We start from the raw sequence: 16,657 nt of genomic DNA on the forward strand, positions 1-16,657 counted from the left end.
TCGCAACGAACACACCCCGGACCTGCAGGATGTGTTTAACTATAGCCTTCCGTCACCAGAGGACAGGTTTCCGTGCCCCCCAAGTCCTGGGTCAGCCATTTGCGCCCTCACAAAATACCGTTCCGGCGACTACGGCTGGCGCTGGCGAGACAGGGCATCAGTGACTCGGCCTTCCGGGTAATGCAGCACGGGGAAGTGTGGACTGCTGCAGTCGGTCTCGATGGGGTATCAGGATGAAAGCTGCCGGCCTACTTTGCGTGTTGTTTGCCATATACGGATGTTCCGGAAAACCCTATGTCATTGAGCCAGACGTCAAGGCTGACAGTTCTCTAACGAACAGGCTGTACGTTGTGGGCCATGGCTGGCATGTGGGGCTCGTTATTGCCGCTGAAGAACTCAACCGATCAATCCCGGACCTCGAGGAACGGTTTGGGCAGGCGGAGTATTATGAGCTTGGGTGGGGTGATGACGGGTTCTACCAGGCCCACGAGATTACGACAGGCGTGACTCTCCAGGCGATAGTCTGGTCGCGGGGAACCGTCATGCACGTTGTGGCACTGCCCGTTTCTCCAGTTGAATACTTCCCCGGGAGTGATGTCGCTGATACCTGCCTTAACGCTGAAGGAGCCGATTCCCTGAGGCTGTACCTGTCCAGCAGCTTTGCCCGGGATGCCGCCAACAACCTGGTTGAACTCAAGCGCGGGATCTATGGTGACAGCCAGTTCTACAAGGGCGAAGGCCGGTATCACTTACTCAATACCAGTAACAAATGGGCCGCAAAAGCGCTAAAGAGCGCGGGTATGGAGATATCGCCAACATTCAGGCTTACGGCCGATAGTGTCATGGCCTTCGTTAGACAGAATCGCAAGGCCTGTTCACGGCTATCCACGCCCTCACCATAATGGCCGCACGGACAAACGCCGTGTTCCCCAGCGAAAATAAATCTGTCCCGGTTTTCGGCGTAAAGGCTTACCGCTTAACTGGCCTTACACCTCATTCGCCTTACGATAGCTACCCTGATAATCAAAGATCCGTTCCTGCACCTGCCAGTAGTGCTTATGCTTGCGGGCAATGACGAAATCCGGTGCCGGCAACAAGGCCTGACTCTCAAGCACCTCCTCAATCCTGCTGAACGCTTGCGGGGCCTGGCCGTTAGCTAAGCGCCGTCCAAACAGTTTGTTAAAGACGTTGCGTTGTGCCGGATTGCTGAAAGAAAAAGACTCGCTGAGCTCTTCCCCATCTTCACCGTGATAGGTGATTCTCAGTGTGCTGTCGGTTTTGCCGGTAGGGGCGCTTAACGTGATCCCGGCACAACGGATCACCATGGCATCCTTGAGTTTCAGGGCATCTCTTAGCTGATCATCCGGGTCGATAATGGCTTTCTTACACTGCTGGCACTGACGGGCCGCGATATCATTCTCGCCACCGCAGTGTGGGCACTCCTTGAAACGAAAACGGTAATCGCACTGCTCAGGGCGCCGGTTCTGTGCGGCAGGCTTATTCTCTTCCGCCGGCTCTAGCAGGCCCTGACAACGGCGCCCGTAGTGCTCGATAACACGGCCTTCACTATCCGCTTTGCCCCAGAAGATATTGGCAAAACCACAGCCCGGGCAGAATACCTGCACCGGCTCACTGTCGGGGTTCGGTTTCGGCTCCCCCACTTCCGGGTGATGCAGATTGACACTGTTGCCCGCGTAATCAATCACCAGACAATCCTGTTTGCCTGCGTCCAGACGAAGACCGCGGCCCACGATCTGCTGGTACAGGCTGACCGACTGGGTCGGACGAAGAATGGCGATAAAGTCCACATGGGGCGCATCAAAGCCCGTGGTGAGCACGGACACATTCACCAGATACTTCAACTGCCGTTGCTTGAAGCGCTGAATCAGCAAGTCCCGATCCTTCGGATCAGTAGTGCCGGTCACCAGGGCGGTTTGCTGTTCCGGCAGATAGCCGGTGATCTCCCGCGCATGATCCACTGTTGCCGCAAAGATCATCACCCCCTTGCGCTCAGCGGCCAGCTCCATCACCTGTTCAATAATTGCACGGGTTACACGCCGATGTTTGCTCAGCAGCTGGTTGACGTCCTTCTCGGCGAATTCGCCAAAGCGGTCCTGGGGCAGCGCAGAGAAATCGTATTGCGCCACCGCCGCGTTCACCAGCTCAGGCCGGGTGAGGTACCCGCGATTGATCATATAGCTCAACGGCAGCTCGTAAATGCATTGTCGAAAGGGCTTTTCTTCATCACTGCGGACAAAGCCCCGGTAGTGACAGCGATAGATCCAGCCCATGGCCAAACGATAGGGTGTGGCGGTTAGCCCGAGCACTTTGAGGGCGTCATTCTGTTGCCGCAGCAGCTCGATGATTCTTTGATACTGACTGGTTTCCTCACCGCTGACCCGATGACACTCATCGATGATGACCAACGAGTATTCATCCCGGAACTGATCAAGATTGGCCGATACCGACTGCACACTGGCAAAGGTCACCTGATGCCGGTTTTCCTTGCGCTTCAGCCCGGCGGAGAAGATGCCGCCTTCTAACCCATAGCTCTGGTATTTGGCATGATTCTGCTCAACAAGCTCTTTTACGTGGGTCAGAACCAGGATTTTACGCTTGGCGAGACGGGCCAACTCGGCAATGACCAGGCTTTTTCCCGCACCGGTCGGCAGCACAATAACCGCTGAATCATCGGATTTTCGGAAATGCCTCAACGTGGCATCGACCGCTTCCTGCTGGTAAGGCCGCAGTTTGAAAGGAGCATTCATTTAAGTCACAAGCCCATAAGGCCGCTCCAGCGCAGCACGTACATCGCCGATTGAGAACACCCTGGCAAATTCCGCGAATCGTTGCCCATCAAACCACAGCTGGACAACAGGCAGAGAAAAGATACCGCGAGCCGCACATAACGGGCCGGCGGCCTCCTGGCAATCGATGTAAGCGGTGACCAGTTTTGGAAATTCCTCGCTGGCAAGCTTCTCCAGCCGGGGCTTGATGGCCTGACAGACGCCGCAGCTTGCTCCCCCATAAAGGAGCAGCACCGCAGGGCTGGACTGGAGCAATTTGGATAACGCCTCTTCTGAGCAAACGTTTTTCACAGTTAAATCCCGATAAGCATGACCGGTTTAATCTCCAGCACCTGCCGGCTGGCCGAAGGCCTGCCCCCCCTGAAATGGTAAATCTTCTGGGCCCAGAAGCGCCGATGAGGGCAACCATCATGACAAGAGGTAACAGATACCAGAATTCAGCAATGAGGGTATAGGCGGGGCTCAAATCCATTTGTCAGACATCCTTGTTCTGCCTCCTTACAATCAATCCGACGTGAAACATAAATCAGTCTTTGCTTCGACGCCGTAGGATTTTTGTAACTCCTCGCCAACGGAACACAAGGCCGTCGTAGACGAGAAACAAAGCCTGCTTTAAGAATTCGGATTGGAAGTGGATTACAAGATTGGTCCGGACAAAGCTTCAATCGGGTTCAGCCCGGACAGCCGGAACATTCAGACTAAAAAACAGATCTGTCCCGGTTTTCGCAGTAACTGGGCGTTGGCAAAGCGACCGTCCCTGATCGCCTGCCATAGTATCAACGTCTTATTTCACCAGATGAGATCCGCGATATTCCATATCGGGCTTGAACTCGACAAGGCCTTTACCTTTATCGGTTCCGTTAACCGAAGAGGTGGTCATGGCGAAGGTCATGACCGAATGGGCGACGGCATCCGACATCTGACCCAGCGCATCCAGGCTTATATTATCGAAGGTGTCGCAGGCCAGGTGGTAACAGGGGTCGTATTGGTCACCCGCTGTTCCGCCATATAGAGCGGCTTCATCAGGCGTTTTGATCCCTTCGGCGCCGGTGAAAAGCCCACCAGCAGGAATACCGACTTCGATAAACGGTCCATAGTCAGAGCGGCCATCGAATGCCGTAGGCTCAACCGGCAAGGACATCGCTGCGAAGTAGTCCAGGAAAACGCTTTCGATGGTCTTCGAACCGTTGGGGCCTGCCAGGGGGGTATCAGAGCCATCACCATCATAAACAAAGCGGACAAAATTCGGTGAACCTATCATGTCGAAATTCAGGTTCAGCGCAATGTTCTTGATGTCTCGCTTGCTCAACTGATCAACGTAGAACTGTGCTCCGAGCAAACCGGCTTCTTCCGCCCCCCACCAGGCAAAGCGAACCTGGTTTCTCGGGCTGATTTCCTGGTTTGCCATCTGGATAGCAACCTCCAGAATGGCCGCCGAGCCACTGCCGTTGTCCTGGATGCCGGGGCCTTCGGCGACAGAATCAAGGTGAGCGCCCACAACAACTACCCGGTCGTCCCGGCCTTCCGGCGAGTTGGCAATTACATTCGATGTGGTACGGATTTCCGAGCTGGCGTCTACCATGAGATTCACTAAAACACCGCCATCGGAAAGTTCAAATCCGACCTCGAATGCGGCCCCCACCACTGGAACAGTAAAGCCAGGGCCACCGAGCGTTCCCAGAAAGTTATCTGTGCGCCCTGGCTGGCCTTCATTGAAGATAATAACGCCGCTGGCACCGGCGTTTTCGGCATTCTCTGCCTTCAGGCTGAATGAACAGGAGCCTCTCTGGACCAGCGCGATGTTGCCGGGGGTGAAACCTGCGAAATCCGTTGCCTCACAGCCACTGGTGGAGGTGTTGGCTTCAGTTCCAGGTGGTAATGCCAAATCCACAGCTTCAACTTCTGCCGTTACATTACCACTGCCGGAGTACGTCATGGTGGCAAAACCATCAAGGCCAAAATACGTGTAGACAGTTGGGACGGGGCTTATTTGCTCCAGAATGGCAGGTTCGTTTTCCTCAAAGAATGGGTAGTCGAACTCCTGAATCGTTACGTCATACCCTGCGAAGGTCATCTGGTCGACGACGTAGTCCACCGAGGCCTGGTAGCCGTCCGATGAAGCTTCCCGGGTTCCTCCATTGGCATCGGCTGCTGCCTGGAAGGCAGCCTGGTGACTGCGAACACCGTCAACAGTAACAGCTGCTCGAAGGGTGTAGGTATCAACGCTGGTAGCGGCGAAGACAGGTAGGCCGGTCGCTGCTGCGACCACTGCGATGGCAAGAGGTGTACGATTAAACCTGACGTTTAACATGGTGTAGCTCCTTGCTGCGTTATTTTTATCTTCCTTGAATACCGCTCGCGTCTTGTCGCAGAATCAGCTGCGACCAATCAAGCTTATCAGGTTTCCTTGATTCCGCTAGTTTTAGCCATCAGGAGCGGATGGCGAAGCTGTCCCGGTCGTCCAAATGCATCAAACCGGCAGTTCGATGATGTCACCCGCCACGCCGTCTTCGCTCACCTCCAGCCGCCCTACCGTGATCGGCAGCGTAAAGCGCCGGGGGCCGGCGCCACCGGGATTGAAATAAAGCACGTCGCCGATCCACTCGTTACGGGGTTTGTGGGAATGGCCGGCGATCACCACGCGGTAACGGCCTTGCGGATCGATATCGAGGGTTTTGACGTCGTGGAGCATGTAGAAAGCGTGGCCGAGGAATTCCAGATCCTGAACATCCGGAAGATTCGCAGCACGGCCTGTCTTGTCGATATTGCCGCGAATCGCAACCACCGGCGCGATCGCCTCCAGCGCGTCCAGAACCTCGTCCCGCCCGACGTCACCGGCGTGAAGGATCACGTCCGAGCCTTTCAATACGGCCAGGGCTTCGGGGCGCATTTTGCTGTGGGTGTCTGCGATAACGCCGATTTGCATGCTTCAGTGATGCCCACCCGGCCCATGCGCGTGGCCGTGCGCTATCTCTTCCGGATCGGCATCCCGTACTTCGATGATTTCGACATCGAAGGTCAGGGTTCTACCCGCCATCGGATGGTTGGTGTCGACATCGGCAAACTTGTGGCCGACCTTGGCGACGAGCACATGGCGCGGGCCCTTCTCGGTTTTCACCTGGGCGATCATGCCCGGCTTCCAGCGCTTGGCACCCATCAAATGCTTGATCGGCACGCGCTGTATGGCATCGGGCTTGCGCGGACCGTAGGCTTTTTCCGGAGTGACGGTGACGCTGAACGTATCGCCGGCCTCGCGACCTTCCAGGGCTTCTTCCAGGCCCCGGATAACGCCGCCGTGCCCATGCAGGTAGGCGTTCGGCTCGCCGCCACGGGAGTTTTCAACTTCGCTGCCCTGCTCATCACGGACGCTGTAATGAAACAAGACCACCTGATTCTTTTCGATTGGCATAGGGTTCTCTGGGACGGTTAATGGAACGCCATTGTAACCGGCTTCGGCGCTGACTTCAGGGAGGGAAAACCGGGGACTATCGCCCTGGCCTGTCTTTCAATACTGATTATTTCGCTGGCGTTTCCTTGATGTAAAGGTCGTGTTGCGGGAATGGGATGGTGATGCCTTCTTGCTTGAATCGGCGCCAGATCTCCAGATTGATGTCAGAGCTTACGCTACCGAAACCTGCTTGCGGGTCTGCGACCCAGACCCGAGCTTCCAGATGAATGCCGTTGTCGCCGAACTGCGTTAACCGGCACACCGGCTCCGGCTCCGAAATCACCCGGGGGTGCTCCCGGGCGACCTCCAACATGATGGCCATGGCTCGCTCCACGTCATCACTGTAGCTTACCGAAACCGGGATCTTCAGGCGTACGTTGGGGTCCGAATAAGACCAGTTAATCACCTCAGTGGTAATAAGGTTTTCGTTGGGAATGAGCGTCTCCACGCCGTCGCGGTTGCGCACCACCACGTAGCGGGCATGCAATGCGACCACCCAGCCGAACTTCTCACCGACGCTGACCACATCACCGGGGCGAATCGAGCGGTCGAACACAAGAATAAAACCACTGATGAAATTGCTGGCAATACGCTGCAGGCCGAAGCCAAGACCGACACCCAGGGCCCCGCCGAACACCGCGAGCGCCGTGAGATCAATACCAACCAGATTAAGAACGGACATTGCAGCAACGGTGATCAGCACCAGCTTGCTGACTTTGGAGAAACCCACCGCCGCGCCGGGGCTCAGATACGGCAACTGGGACAGTCGCCGATCGATCATGCCCGAGAGCCATATGGCAACCACTAACACAAGGCCCATCAGCAGGAGTAGCTTGATGACCGCCAACAGGGATATGCGCAGGTCGCCCACGGAGATGGCCAGGCTATCCATGGCCTCAAGCAATCCGGGTAGCAAGCCCACGAGATGCAGGCCCACCACCAGCCAGATGAGGGTACTGATTACATTTTCAGAAGCCTTGACCAAGGGGCCGCTTCGCATCCCCTTGCGCAACATATAAACCAGGGTGCGAATCAGGGCGAACGAGATCAGCAGCGGGACAGCCAGATCCAGCGCCCAGTGGGCCTGATTCAGCGCGGCGAGTGACGCGCGACCCAGCAGAACCACCAGCAGCATCGAGACGGGAAAGGCAAGGCGCTGGATGGTGCGGTGCGTCAAATGTCGCATGCCCTGGGTATCGGCCGCGGTACGCCGGGCAATGAGATGATGCAGATAGAACGCAGCCATCCCCGCAAACACCAGAACCGCGCCCTGCGGAATGACATCCTGCAAGCTTATTTCCTGCATGGCCACCAGCAAATCCTGCCAGCTTTCCAACATCGACAACTCCCGGGTAACGAGAATTCAGTAACTGGCCGCACTTGGCAGCATTCAGCCTCTGTACAGTATAGGATCCAAAAAATAAATCTGTCCCGGTTTTCCGGGGCTTCGGGGCGAATCTTGCTGTGGGTGTCTGCGATGACATTCATCTGAGCGAAGCGGCGGTTGAAAGCCGTTCGTCTTACGCGACTTGTTTGAACGCCCAATTCAACCGATGAACATCAACACCACACCAAGCCCATAGAGCACCATGATTGCCAGGCTCTCTGCACCGATTCGTCCGACACCATAGCGTTGTCGGCGTATCAGACCCATGATCAGGATAGCCGACATCAACAGGGTCAGTGCGACCCAACGTTCCGAGTCGGCGGTCATCGTGTGGTAGATCGAGCCGTCCCGGTAGGCGATGTCCGAGGCGGCCATGAAAAGCGTATCGAAGGCATTCCCGCCGATGATGCCAGCCACCGCGAGTGTCAGCGCGCCCCGCCTTACCGCGGCAACTGACGTCACCAGCTCCGGAATGGACGTACTGATCGCTGTCAGCAGAACACCGACGATTGTCTGACTCAACCCGGCTTCCGAGCTGATGGTCGTGGCGGCGGGCTCCAGTACCAGACCGGCCGCCCCGAGCGTTGCCATAAGCACCGCGAATTCTATCCAGAGACGGCTCAACGATGACAACTGGCTCTTGCTATCCGGCTCGTCCTGCCAGGTATCACCGGTAATGAAGGGGCGCCACATGGGTTTCTTGCCGGCACTCTGGATGAGCCGGGTGCCGTAGAAATAGAAGCCAAGCAGTATCGGGGTAACGGGGTGTATGTTCCAGACGGTCACATCCGGCAAGTTCGGGGCCAACAGGATCAACGCCAGGAGCGCAATCAGCAGTCCGTTCTGCATCATGTTCGGAGCTGAGGCAGCCGCGTGCTCCAGGTTCGCACGACGGTAGACCATGTCGGCAATGGCCAGGAAAAAGGTCTGTACCGCGATGCCCCCAAGGGCATTACTGACAGCCAGCTCCGGATGCCCCCGGTAGGCTGCAGTTACCGAGAGCACCGAACCACTCAGGGATGTCGCTGCCCCCAGAAGCACGGCTCCAGCCGTCGCCTCACCCAGCCCGGTCCGGTCGGCAAGCTGGTCGACCACGCGGGTGATGCGTGTCCCCGCGATAGCAATCACCAGGGCACAGATACTGAAAACCACGATGCTCTGTAACAGCGTCCAGCTGTCCGGATCCGCTATCGACACCACCGCCCTCCCGTATAAAACCGGGCACAATCACCCTGGCCTGTATTGGCATCAGCTTCTCCTTGCTGTTGGAGCACAGAATCCGTTCTGTGCGCTGGCAGCCGATGTTAACCGAAGTACAGAGAGTGTTGGTAGTGACTCAAGCCAGAGTTGAGCCATCAAAGAAGCCGCGAGTCGGTTTCCGCCTCTAGGCTTCCCCAACGCCAGACCCTGCAATATCGACCGCGCTTTTCCCCATGGTTTGATCGCCCACGTATCTCGGGTCGAATGCTGGGCGGGTGAATATACGCCGCACCATTGGCTCAAAATATTCCAGTGGTTTCGTGGGGTAGTCCGGGTCGAATGAAGACTGATCCCACTTTTCACAGAAATCCACACAGGATTGATACCAGGGATGATCTTGCAAATAGTCACGCTCGTTGGGATTGCCACCCAGATGATGGGCGTAATAATAGTTCTGAAACAACCCATGCTGGTTAATAACCCAGGTCACTTCCGGGCGAACATAGGGGCGCAGTATCGACGCGGCGTATTGCGAATGATTATGGGGCGCTAAATCGTCGCCCAGGTCATGAATCAGCGCCGCGACAATCATCTCTTCGTCAGCACCATCGGCCTCTGCCCGGGTTGCTGATTGCAATGAATGCTCCAGGCGCGACACCAGATACCCGGAAAGCGTGTTTTCGAGGTTTTTCAGTGCCTGTAGGATTCTGTCCGGCAGCCCTTTGGCGTACTCCTCTTCATGCCTGGCAAGAAACAGGTACTCTTCTTTTGTACCCTCTTTCATCTGACGAAACTGAACGGTCTGCATGTCTAACCTCTTACTGCTGGCTGTTTAATTTGCGCTTTAGTGCCTTGTAACGGCCTCTGGGCGAATCAACGTCAATGTAGGCGCCTTGCAGATGTCGCAGCCCCTCATTGGGATCAAACCCGGTTCTGCCATGCAGCACCCGAGTATTGTGAAACATCTGCAGCTGACCGGGCTCCAGCCGGAAGCGCCATTGATACTCTGGCGAACACAGCAGCTGGCCCAGGCGCTGGCGTGCCCGGTGAAAAGTCACCAAATCGTCGGGACTCAGCAGCGGCAAAGAGTCCAGCCTGGGACTATAGGCGATGCCGGTCACTCGGCCGTTGGCATCGGATTCAATAATGGTGCGGCGCTCTATCAGGTCGACGTCAGTGTCGAAATGACGAAAACGCACCGGCACCTCGCTGAGCAATTGGTAGCCCTCCGGCTGCTCCTGCTTTAATTGCCTGAGTACCGACAGGCTATCGACCAGGGTCGATAGCCCCTGGGTGGTTTGGTTTTCCAGACAGTGCAGCAACTGGATGCCCGGCATGGGATCGCGGTAGGGGTTGTCGGTGTGTGGCCCCAGAGGCACCGAACGATAGGCCAGATCATTGGATTTCGGCCTTGAGAATACTTCAAAGTATTTGCCGAAATTGGTTTCCCTGAGGTGGCCAAAAATCTCCGCCACATCCATGATGGCGTCCCGTTCCTGTGGCACATTGTTAATGATCAGCACGCCATAGGTGAGAAAAGTCTCGATTGCCTTGATGACCCCCTCGTCGGTTTGCAGCGACGCCAAATCCACATGAAACAGTGATTTATCAATATCACTCTTCCACGGCACGTCTGCGGGATCACCGTCCAGCAAATCAAAGTCACCGTCAAATTCGCTGAGCTTGTAGTCGCCGCTGTACCCATCGCTGAACGACAAGTGAGCCAGGTTTTCTTTTTTCTTTTCCACGCGCACCAGAGCTACATCCTCATCCAACTGATGCGGGTCAAAGAAACGCTGCCGGGTAACCGGATCCAGGCTCTCCGCGTCCTGGCAACGCTCCCGTAACCACAGCGCGGGAAGCGCAAACTCCTTCCCATCGATCGACGCCAGTACCTGTGCCTGGTGTTCATCAATTCGGTATTCCACGGTTCGTGTATCTTGCATTGTTCGCCCCCCAAAAATCAGGCGGCGAGTATCAATAAGATGCGCTGTGTTTTACAGTGGCAAACACTTAACTAAACCATGCATATTTGTTATGAAGCAGCGCAATGAAACACCAACACTACACAGCCTGATTGCTTTTGAAGCAGCCATCAGACATGGCTCGATGACGCACGCGGCGGAAGAACTGTCCATCAGTCAACCGCTTATTTCACAGCGAATAAGAGCGCTGGAAGACGTGGTGGGCGGCATTTTAATCAATCGAGAACAGAAGCCGATTGCGCCAACCATGGCAGGCTCGCGGTACTATAATGAAATAAAGGGGTCATTATCGACTATTCTGCGAGCAACTGAGTCTGCCAGGAGCGACTTTCAGGAATCCCAAATCAAGATATCCATCAATGCCTATTTTGGATTTGCATTCCATTGGCTGATGCCCCGATTGCAGCGTTTGCAACAAGCCTTTCCCGAGTATCTGTTCGAGATACAGCCCACCAACAGCCTGTCGGATCTGGTCAGTTCTCAGGCCGATATCAGCTTTCACTATTCTCATCACGTCGGCAGGTACGAATTTGAACAACTGATTATTGAAGAAGAGGTGTTTCCCGTGTGCTCGCCTGCGTTGGCAGACAAACTGGGGTTAACACCGGGGCAGCAGCTTAGTGATCTGAGAGACATGCCCCTATTGCACAAGGACGTCGATGATCCGAGGTGGCCAAACTGGAAAAGCTGGTCCAGGGTGTTGAGCGTTCAACCCTCTGACTTCCCTATTTCATTTCGCTACAACAACTACCCACTGATTGTGGAGGCAGCTATTGCAGGCCAGGGGCTGTGCCTGGGGTGGAAGGGGTTAATTACCCAATTCATTGAAGAGGGCAAGCTGATCGCGCTGGGCCCAAAACTAACGTCGTCTGAGCGTGGTTACATGATTTGTTCCAACTACCGCTCAACCTTTGCCGTGGGTAACGTGATTGAGTGGCTGCTAAACGAAGCTAAAGCTTAACGGTGGGGGCACAGTTTCATAACGGTTTCTCATTGCCAAAACGTCGGCCATTGTTCAAATCAGATCCTCCGCAAAGCATCATCAAGGTCCAACTTGTGAAACGTTTGACGCAACGTGTCGCTGGCCAGTCGCGCCTCCCATTGCCTGCGCTGTTCCAGTACCGAGTCGTCGGCAGGCAGGGAGTCGAGAACGGACAATGCATAATCGCGGAGCAGTTCACTCCGGCACTCGATGACAAGATCGGACGACGCCGCAGTACCGGACCCGGAGTAAGCAAAGCAGCGCTGGACATTGCGCCTGGCGCTTTCCCGTTCAACCGGTGAGATCGCAACCTCCCGCGCGTCAGTGTCGGGAACCAGTAAAACGTTCACGCCCCGCCCGGTAATGGCCTCGCCATCCTGGGTGATTTTGAAATCGGTGCCTCGGAGGCTGCTGCTGTGCATGGTTATGTCGAACGCTTTCAGAAAATAGGCCTGTCCCGATTTTGAGCGGTCACGACCTGCCAGTCAAAACCATAACAACAAGCCAGAGTTGAGCCATCAAAGAAGCGGCGAGATAAATCTGTCCCGGGTTTCCGTTACAGCTTACCAGGGGTGATCGCTTACCAGCAGTCTGCCCCGACGCGAGCCTCGTAGTAACATGTAGGTGCGTGAAAGTCTCGCACGAACAGCACTTACATTAATGTTTGATAGCTCAGTCGGAAGGAATGCAAAAGAAGGGTCGTCTTATGAAATACGAACACGCAATTGTAAAATTTGAAGGAGACGTTGGCATCCTACTCTGCAACGGCTGCGGCATCTTTATCGCAGAGGGCCACAAACACGAGGACCGTGAGCACTACTGTACGATGTGCATGAGTGGCAATTGCAAAGCAAAATTCAAAAAAGGGAACTAAATCAAGCATCATTAAAACCGCCAGTTACCCTGGACGCCAATAATGTTCACATTGGCCTTGAACTGACCCGCAAGCTGATTGCCCTGTTGAACGGAGTCAATCCGGGTATCGTCGATGAAAAGGTGCGCGTACCCGACATCCACCGAGGCGTCCGGCGAGAAAGCGAAGTTAAAGCCCGTGCTCACCCAGACGCGATCTGCATCCGGTATCCGGGGTGACACATACTGCTTGTCCGTTTGAGGTGCCTCATCAACCGCAACGCCGAAACGCCATGTCCAGGCATTATCCGGAGTGAAGCTCGCTCCGACGGCGTAGCGCATGGTGTCGTCGTAGTTGAGGTCCAGCGTTGTCACGGACACGCCGTTGCTGATGTTGACGATATTGACTTCTTGTATGGTGCTCCATTCGGTCCAAGCCACATCGCCATGGAGCTGCCAATGCTCGTTGAGCTGGTGTGATGCGCTCAGTGTAATGGTGTCCGGTAGCTCGACATCGGCTTCGACACTGCCACCCAATACCTGAAGTGTGCCGCTACAGAACGGGTCTGCGGCGCAGCTTGAAGACGGGGTGAAACTGGCATCACCTTCCAGGGTAAAGTTCGCGCCCTGGCGCCAGGTCAGTCCAATGCGTGTTTGTGGAAGCGGCAGCCAATGGATGCTCAGATCAGCAACGATGTCGCTGTCATTACCCTCGACCTTGGCACTGCTGTCCGACGCCTGATTGCCCGACCCACCATGTAGGCCCATGCAGTAGGCACCGGAACCGCCAGCGGCAATGCAGGTGTTGAAGGAGTCAACCTGATTCCGGAGTGTGGTTTCCGCGCGCTGATAACTCAGGCCGAACCCTAGCGACAGCTGGTCGTTGACGGCGTACGCCAGTGTGGGGTTGATGCTGATGACCGAAAGCTCGCTTTCGGTTGCATGGTATCGGCCAACCCAGTCGGAGTCATAGTCGCTGGCCAGGCCATAGGGGGCGTTAATGCCTAAACCAAACCACCAGCGCTCAGCCAATGGCTGCACGTAGTAGAAATTCGGCACAAATCCCGGCTTGTCTGTCTTGCCGTCCTTGCCCGGCAACGGGCCACCCGTCGCCGCAGTAGAGCCAGTGTTGGTGAATTTGGACTCGACCAGTATCAAGTGTCCCGCCGCCGAGATCTGGCGACCGTCGAGCCGGGCCATGCCCGCAGGGTTGAAGAAAACGGTGCTAGCATCGTCAGCGATAGAGGCTGTTCCCGCGAAGGCAGTGCCCAGTCGGGCGGGACTTTGCTCGAGAATCTGGAAAGAGGCTGCGTTTAAGGCCGTGGGTGCAAGCCCGACTGCACCAACAGCAATGAATGCGGCGGCAGATTTGAAGGATGTGTTCATCTGACTCTCCCTGTACGCGTATTCCTGATTGTCTGATTTCAGGCATACCCTCACAGACCGGTCACCCAGTTCATGCCCGAACAGGATCAGACTACTTCTATCCATGTTGATGGTCGGTGCGCTGGCGAACCTCCGGGCGGGAACCCGGCCACAATCACCCTGGCCTGTCTTGGCATCAGCTTCTCCTTGTTTTCGAAGCACAGAATCCTTTCTGTGCTGGCGAGAAAATAGATCTGTCCCGGTTTTACTACGGTTTTCCGTCGCCGCCTGGTGCATGGGTTAAATAACGTATGGGCTATGCCTTATCTCTGATTTACCTTGTTGGCAGATAAGGAGGAAGCGATGATCGAGATCGGAACCGTCTCGTCTGTGTGGCGCTACCCAGTCAAAGGCATGGCTGGCGAATCGTTGACGAAAGCAGATATCGGATCGATGGGTGTTTCCGGGGATCGGATTCTTGCCGTTCAGGATGTCGCGCGCCAGGAGATTCAGAGCTGCAAGTTTCGCCCGGAGTTGTTGCAGTGCCGTTGCAAGGCCATTGATAGCCAGGGAACGGTCGAAATTCTCTTTCCGGATGGCGATGTCAGACTCAGCTCTGATCGCGATGTAGATGACAAAATTTCGCAACTGGTGGGCCATCAGAGCAAGCTGCAATCATTACGCCCCAAAAGTGACCCGGAGTTCTATCAGCGTTTCAAGCGCGATGAACATTCCTGGCTGGCTGAATTGAAAGCAACCTTCGAAAGAGAACCCGGCGAGCCGCTGCCGGATCTGGATAATCTGCCCGAAGAGATGCAAACCTATGTGTCGTTACTCGGGAGTTTTTTTCTGGTGTCCCCGTTTCACATGATTACTACCGCCAGCCTCAACCATATGCGATCAGTCCACACCGGCTCCGACTGGAACATAGAACGGTTTCGGCCCAACCTGATGATTGACACCTTACCGGAGATATCCGGATTAGCCGAACAGGAGTGGCTTGGCCGCTCACTGGTAATAGGTGACGTTACGGTAAAGCTCAGTGAAGGCGCCCCACGTTGCGGAGCCGTGGTGAGAAAACAACAGGGCTTTACCGAGGATAGAACCATACTGCGCAGCATTGTTCGCGATGCCGATCAGAATCTTGGCGTTTACGGTGATGTCGTTACCGGCGGCACCATCCACGCGGGCGATGTAATCTATCTGGTATAAGACACCAGAAAATAAATCTGTCCCGGTTTTCCATCGCTGCGGCCAGCCCTGCGAGGGAGAAGGCAGCGGTGACATCCACGTTCTTTGTCGTGGCCTATATCGCTATCTCGGTGCCGGTAATCGGCCTGGGATTGATGGCGAGCATGACCAGCCTAATGACGACCGGCATCACCTTCGCCGCCGTGATGGGGTCACTGGCGGCACTGGCTTTGGTACTGCTGATTCGGCGGGAACGGGCAGGGGGAAAATAGATCTGTCCCGGTTCCCGCGATGATCGAACGGATTGAGGATCAGTGGTCCAAATAAAGGTAGTGCTGCCAGCTCAACATCCTGAGAAGGATCTTGCGCATGATCGCCACATGACTCACGTGATCGGAATACACCGCCACTTGGGCACTGACTCCAAGAGGTAGATCCTCGATCGCGCTGACATCCTCCATTTCCAGGACAACCAGCGTCTCATTGTTCATTCTCCGGAACGCTTCGCCACCGATTAACTGTTGCCCCGCAGCGAGCTGTGCTTCTGCGACGGCAGGAAGCACCTCAACCACCCGGGCTGGAAAAACCTCGCCGGGCAACGCGGTGAAGGTCAGCTCTGCCTCGTACCCTGGCTTCAGGCGCAACAGTGATTGCTGGCGAAAAGCAGCCACGAAACGGCGCTCCTCTTTATTTACAAAGTTGGCCACTGGCCTGAGCGGGAACGGCACCGCCATCATTCCCGGCCTAACCGCCAACTGAGTCACGAAGCCGTCCGTTGGTGCCCGCAGAATGGTGTTCTCGAGATCAAAACGAGCTTCCTCCAGCTGAGCCTCTATGGCCGCCACGGCCGGATCCTGGCCATCCACCGAGCCGCTCAGCTGCGCCTCCGCTCTTTCCAATGCCGCCCTGGCCGCATCGAGATCTGCATTGCTGGCCACCAACCTTTGACGCTGGGTGTCGATCTGTTGTTGGCTGAAAGCGGAGGCCGCCCCTTCGTACCGGCGCAGGGTTTGCAACGCCTGGTCCCTTATCGCTGTCACCTGAGCGACTCTGGCACGGGCCTCGGAGACACTGGCGACATTAGAGGCCACACCCTGGCCTGTATCTGCCAGTTGGGCTTCCAGCTGGCGGATACGGGCCATGACCCGAGTGTCGTCGAGAACGATCATGGGCTCCCCCTGCTGAAGGGGTGTGTTGGGCGATACCAGAACATCTACGACCCTGGCTTTAATCTCCGGCACGATGGGAGTCACCACGAAAACCTGCCTCGCCTTGTGGGTAAACGGGTGGTTGTAATTCATTAACAACACCAGCGTGCCGACAAGAACCAAACCACCAAGTACAGCAGTAGGGACAGTCCATTTATTGAGAGGAATTCGAAATACCTTGAAGATAAAAATACAGATAGCGGAATAGGTCAGAAGCAGAAGAAGGTCCATA

General features: G+C 55.7%; 16 protein-coding genes. 4 read left to right on the forward strand and 12 right to left on the reverse strand.

Annotation, left to right across the window (positions count from 1 at the left end):
- The first annotated feature begins 233 nt into the window (after window positions 1–233).
- Entirely contained in the window at window positions 234–902 is a 669-nt protein-coding gene (locus KFJ24_RS11095; protein ID WP_250831152.1) for a TIGR02117 family protein, read from the forward strand.
- 84 nt (window positions 903–986) lie between these two features.
- Here the strand turns inward: KFJ24_RS11095 and KFJ24_RS11100 are convergent, their stop codons facing one another.
- The 9 genes from KFJ24_RS11100 to KFJ24_RS11140 form a co-directional block, all read right to left on the reverse strand.
- Window positions 987–2,768: a DEAD/DEAH box helicase gene (locus KFJ24_RS11100; RefSeq protein WP_250831153.1), complete on the reverse strand. Its 1,782-nt coding sequence runs from the start codon at window positions 2,766–2,768 to the stop codon at window positions 987–989.
- Window positions 2,769–3,098 carry a thioredoxin family protein gene (locus KFJ24_RS11105; RefSeq protein WP_250831154.1) on the reverse strand — a complete coding sequence of 110 codons (330 nt, stop codon included), beginning with the start codon at window positions 3,096–3,098 and terminating at the stop codon, window positions 2,769–2,771.
- 493 nt (window positions 3,099–3,591) lie between these two features.
- Complete coding sequence (locus KFJ24_RS11110) at window positions 3,592–5,118, reverse strand: M28 family metallopeptidase (RefSeq protein ID WP_250831155.1); 1,527 nt, start codon at window positions 5,116–5,118, stop codon at window positions 3,592–3,594.
- A 159-nt stretch (window positions 5,119–5,277) separates the two neighbouring features.
- A complete protein-coding gene (locus KFJ24_RS11115) occupies window positions 5,278–5,733 on the reverse strand; it encodes a metallophosphoesterase family protein (protein ID WP_250831156.1) in 456 nt (151 codons plus the stop codon).
- A gap of 3 nt (window positions 5,734–5,736) precedes the next feature.
- Window positions 5,737–6,216, reverse strand: a complete 480-nt coding sequence (locus tag KFJ24_RS11120) for an FKBP-type peptidyl-prolyl cis-trans isomerase (RefSeq protein ID WP_250831157.1) — start codon at window positions 6,214–6,216, stop codon at window positions 5,737–5,739.
- Window positions 6,217–6,322: 106 nt separating this feature from the next.
- Window positions 6,323–7,594: a mechanosensitive ion channel family protein gene (locus KFJ24_RS11125; RefSeq protein WP_250831158.1), complete on the reverse strand. Its 1,272-nt coding sequence runs from the start codon at window positions 7,592–7,594 to the stop codon at window positions 6,323–6,325.
- 207 nt (window positions 7,595–7,801) lie between these two features.
- Window positions 7,802–8,839: a sodium:calcium antiporter gene (locus KFJ24_RS11130; RefSeq protein ID WP_250831159.1), complete on the reverse strand. Its 1,038-nt coding sequence runs from the start codon at window positions 8,837–8,839 to the stop codon at window positions 7,802–7,804.
- A gap of 187 nt (window positions 8,840–9,026) precedes the next feature.
- Window positions 9,027–9,650: an HD domain-containing protein gene (locus KFJ24_RS11135; RefSeq protein WP_250831160.1), complete on the reverse strand. Its 624-nt coding sequence runs from the start codon at window positions 9,648–9,650 to the stop codon at window positions 9,027–9,029.
- A gap of 10 nt (window positions 9,651–9,660) precedes the next feature.
- Window positions 9,661–10,788: a TauD/TfdA family dioxygenase gene (locus KFJ24_RS11140; protein WP_250831161.1), complete on the reverse strand. Its 1,128-nt coding sequence runs from the start codon at window positions 10,786–10,788 to the stop codon at window positions 9,661–9,663.
- Window positions 10,789–10,879: 91 nt separating this feature from the next.
- Between KFJ24_RS11140 and KFJ24_RS11145 the strand changes: the two genes are divergently transcribed.
- Complete coding sequence (locus tag KFJ24_RS11145; RefSeq protein ID WP_250831162.1) at window positions 10,880–11,788, forward strand: LysR substrate-binding domain-containing protein; 909 nt, start codon at window positions 10,880–10,882, stop codon at window positions 11,786–11,788.
- 59 nt (window positions 11,789–11,847) lie between these two features.
- On the opposite strand, the gene KFJ24_RS11150 is transcribed toward KFJ24_RS11145, so the two are convergent.
- Window positions 11,848–12,231, reverse strand: a complete 384-nt coding sequence (locus KFJ24_RS11150) for a hypothetical protein (protein ID WP_250831163.1) — start codon at window positions 12,229–12,231, stop codon at window positions 11,848–11,850.
- Window positions 12,232–12,694: 463 nt separating this feature from the next.
- Window positions 12,695–14,248 carry an OmpP1/FadL family transporter gene (locus KFJ24_RS11155; RefSeq protein ID WP_250831164.1) on the reverse strand — a complete coding sequence of 518 codons (1,554 nt, stop codon included), beginning with the start codon at window positions 14,246–14,248 and terminating at the stop codon, window positions 12,695–12,697.
- A 141-nt stretch (window positions 14,249–14,389) separates the two neighbouring features.
- On the opposite strand from KFJ24_RS11155, the gene KFJ24_RS11160 reads away from it, so the two are divergent.
- Complete coding sequence (locus tag KFJ24_RS11160; protein WP_250831165.1) at window positions 14,390–15,238, forward strand: MOSC domain-containing protein; 849 nt, start codon at window positions 14,390–14,392, stop codon at window positions 15,236–15,238.
- A 68-nt stretch (window positions 15,239–15,306) separates the two neighbouring features.
- Window positions 15,307–15,489 carry a hypothetical protein gene (locus tag KFJ24_RS11165; RefSeq protein ID WP_250831166.1) on the forward strand — a complete coding sequence of 61 codons (183 nt, stop codon included), beginning with the start codon at window positions 15,307–15,309 and terminating at the stop codon, window positions 15,487–15,489.
- A 39-nt stretch (window positions 15,490–15,528) separates the two neighbouring features.
- Here KFJ24_RS11165 and KFJ24_RS11170 read toward each other — a convergent pair whose 3' ends face one another.
- The gene (locus KFJ24_RS11170) at window positions 15,529–16,656 is read right to left on the reverse strand and encodes an HlyD family secretion protein (protein WP_250831167.1); all 1,128 of its coding nucleotides are present in this window, start codon (window positions 16,654–16,656) and stop codon (window positions 15,529–15,531) included.
- Between the last annotated feature and the right edge of the window lies 1 nt (window position 16,657).

The sequence above is a fragment of the Marinobacter sediminum genome, from assembly GCF_023657445.1.
GTDB lineage: Bacteria > Pseudomonadota > Gammaproteobacteria > Pseudomonadales > Oleiphilaceae > Marinobacter > Marinobacter sediminum_A.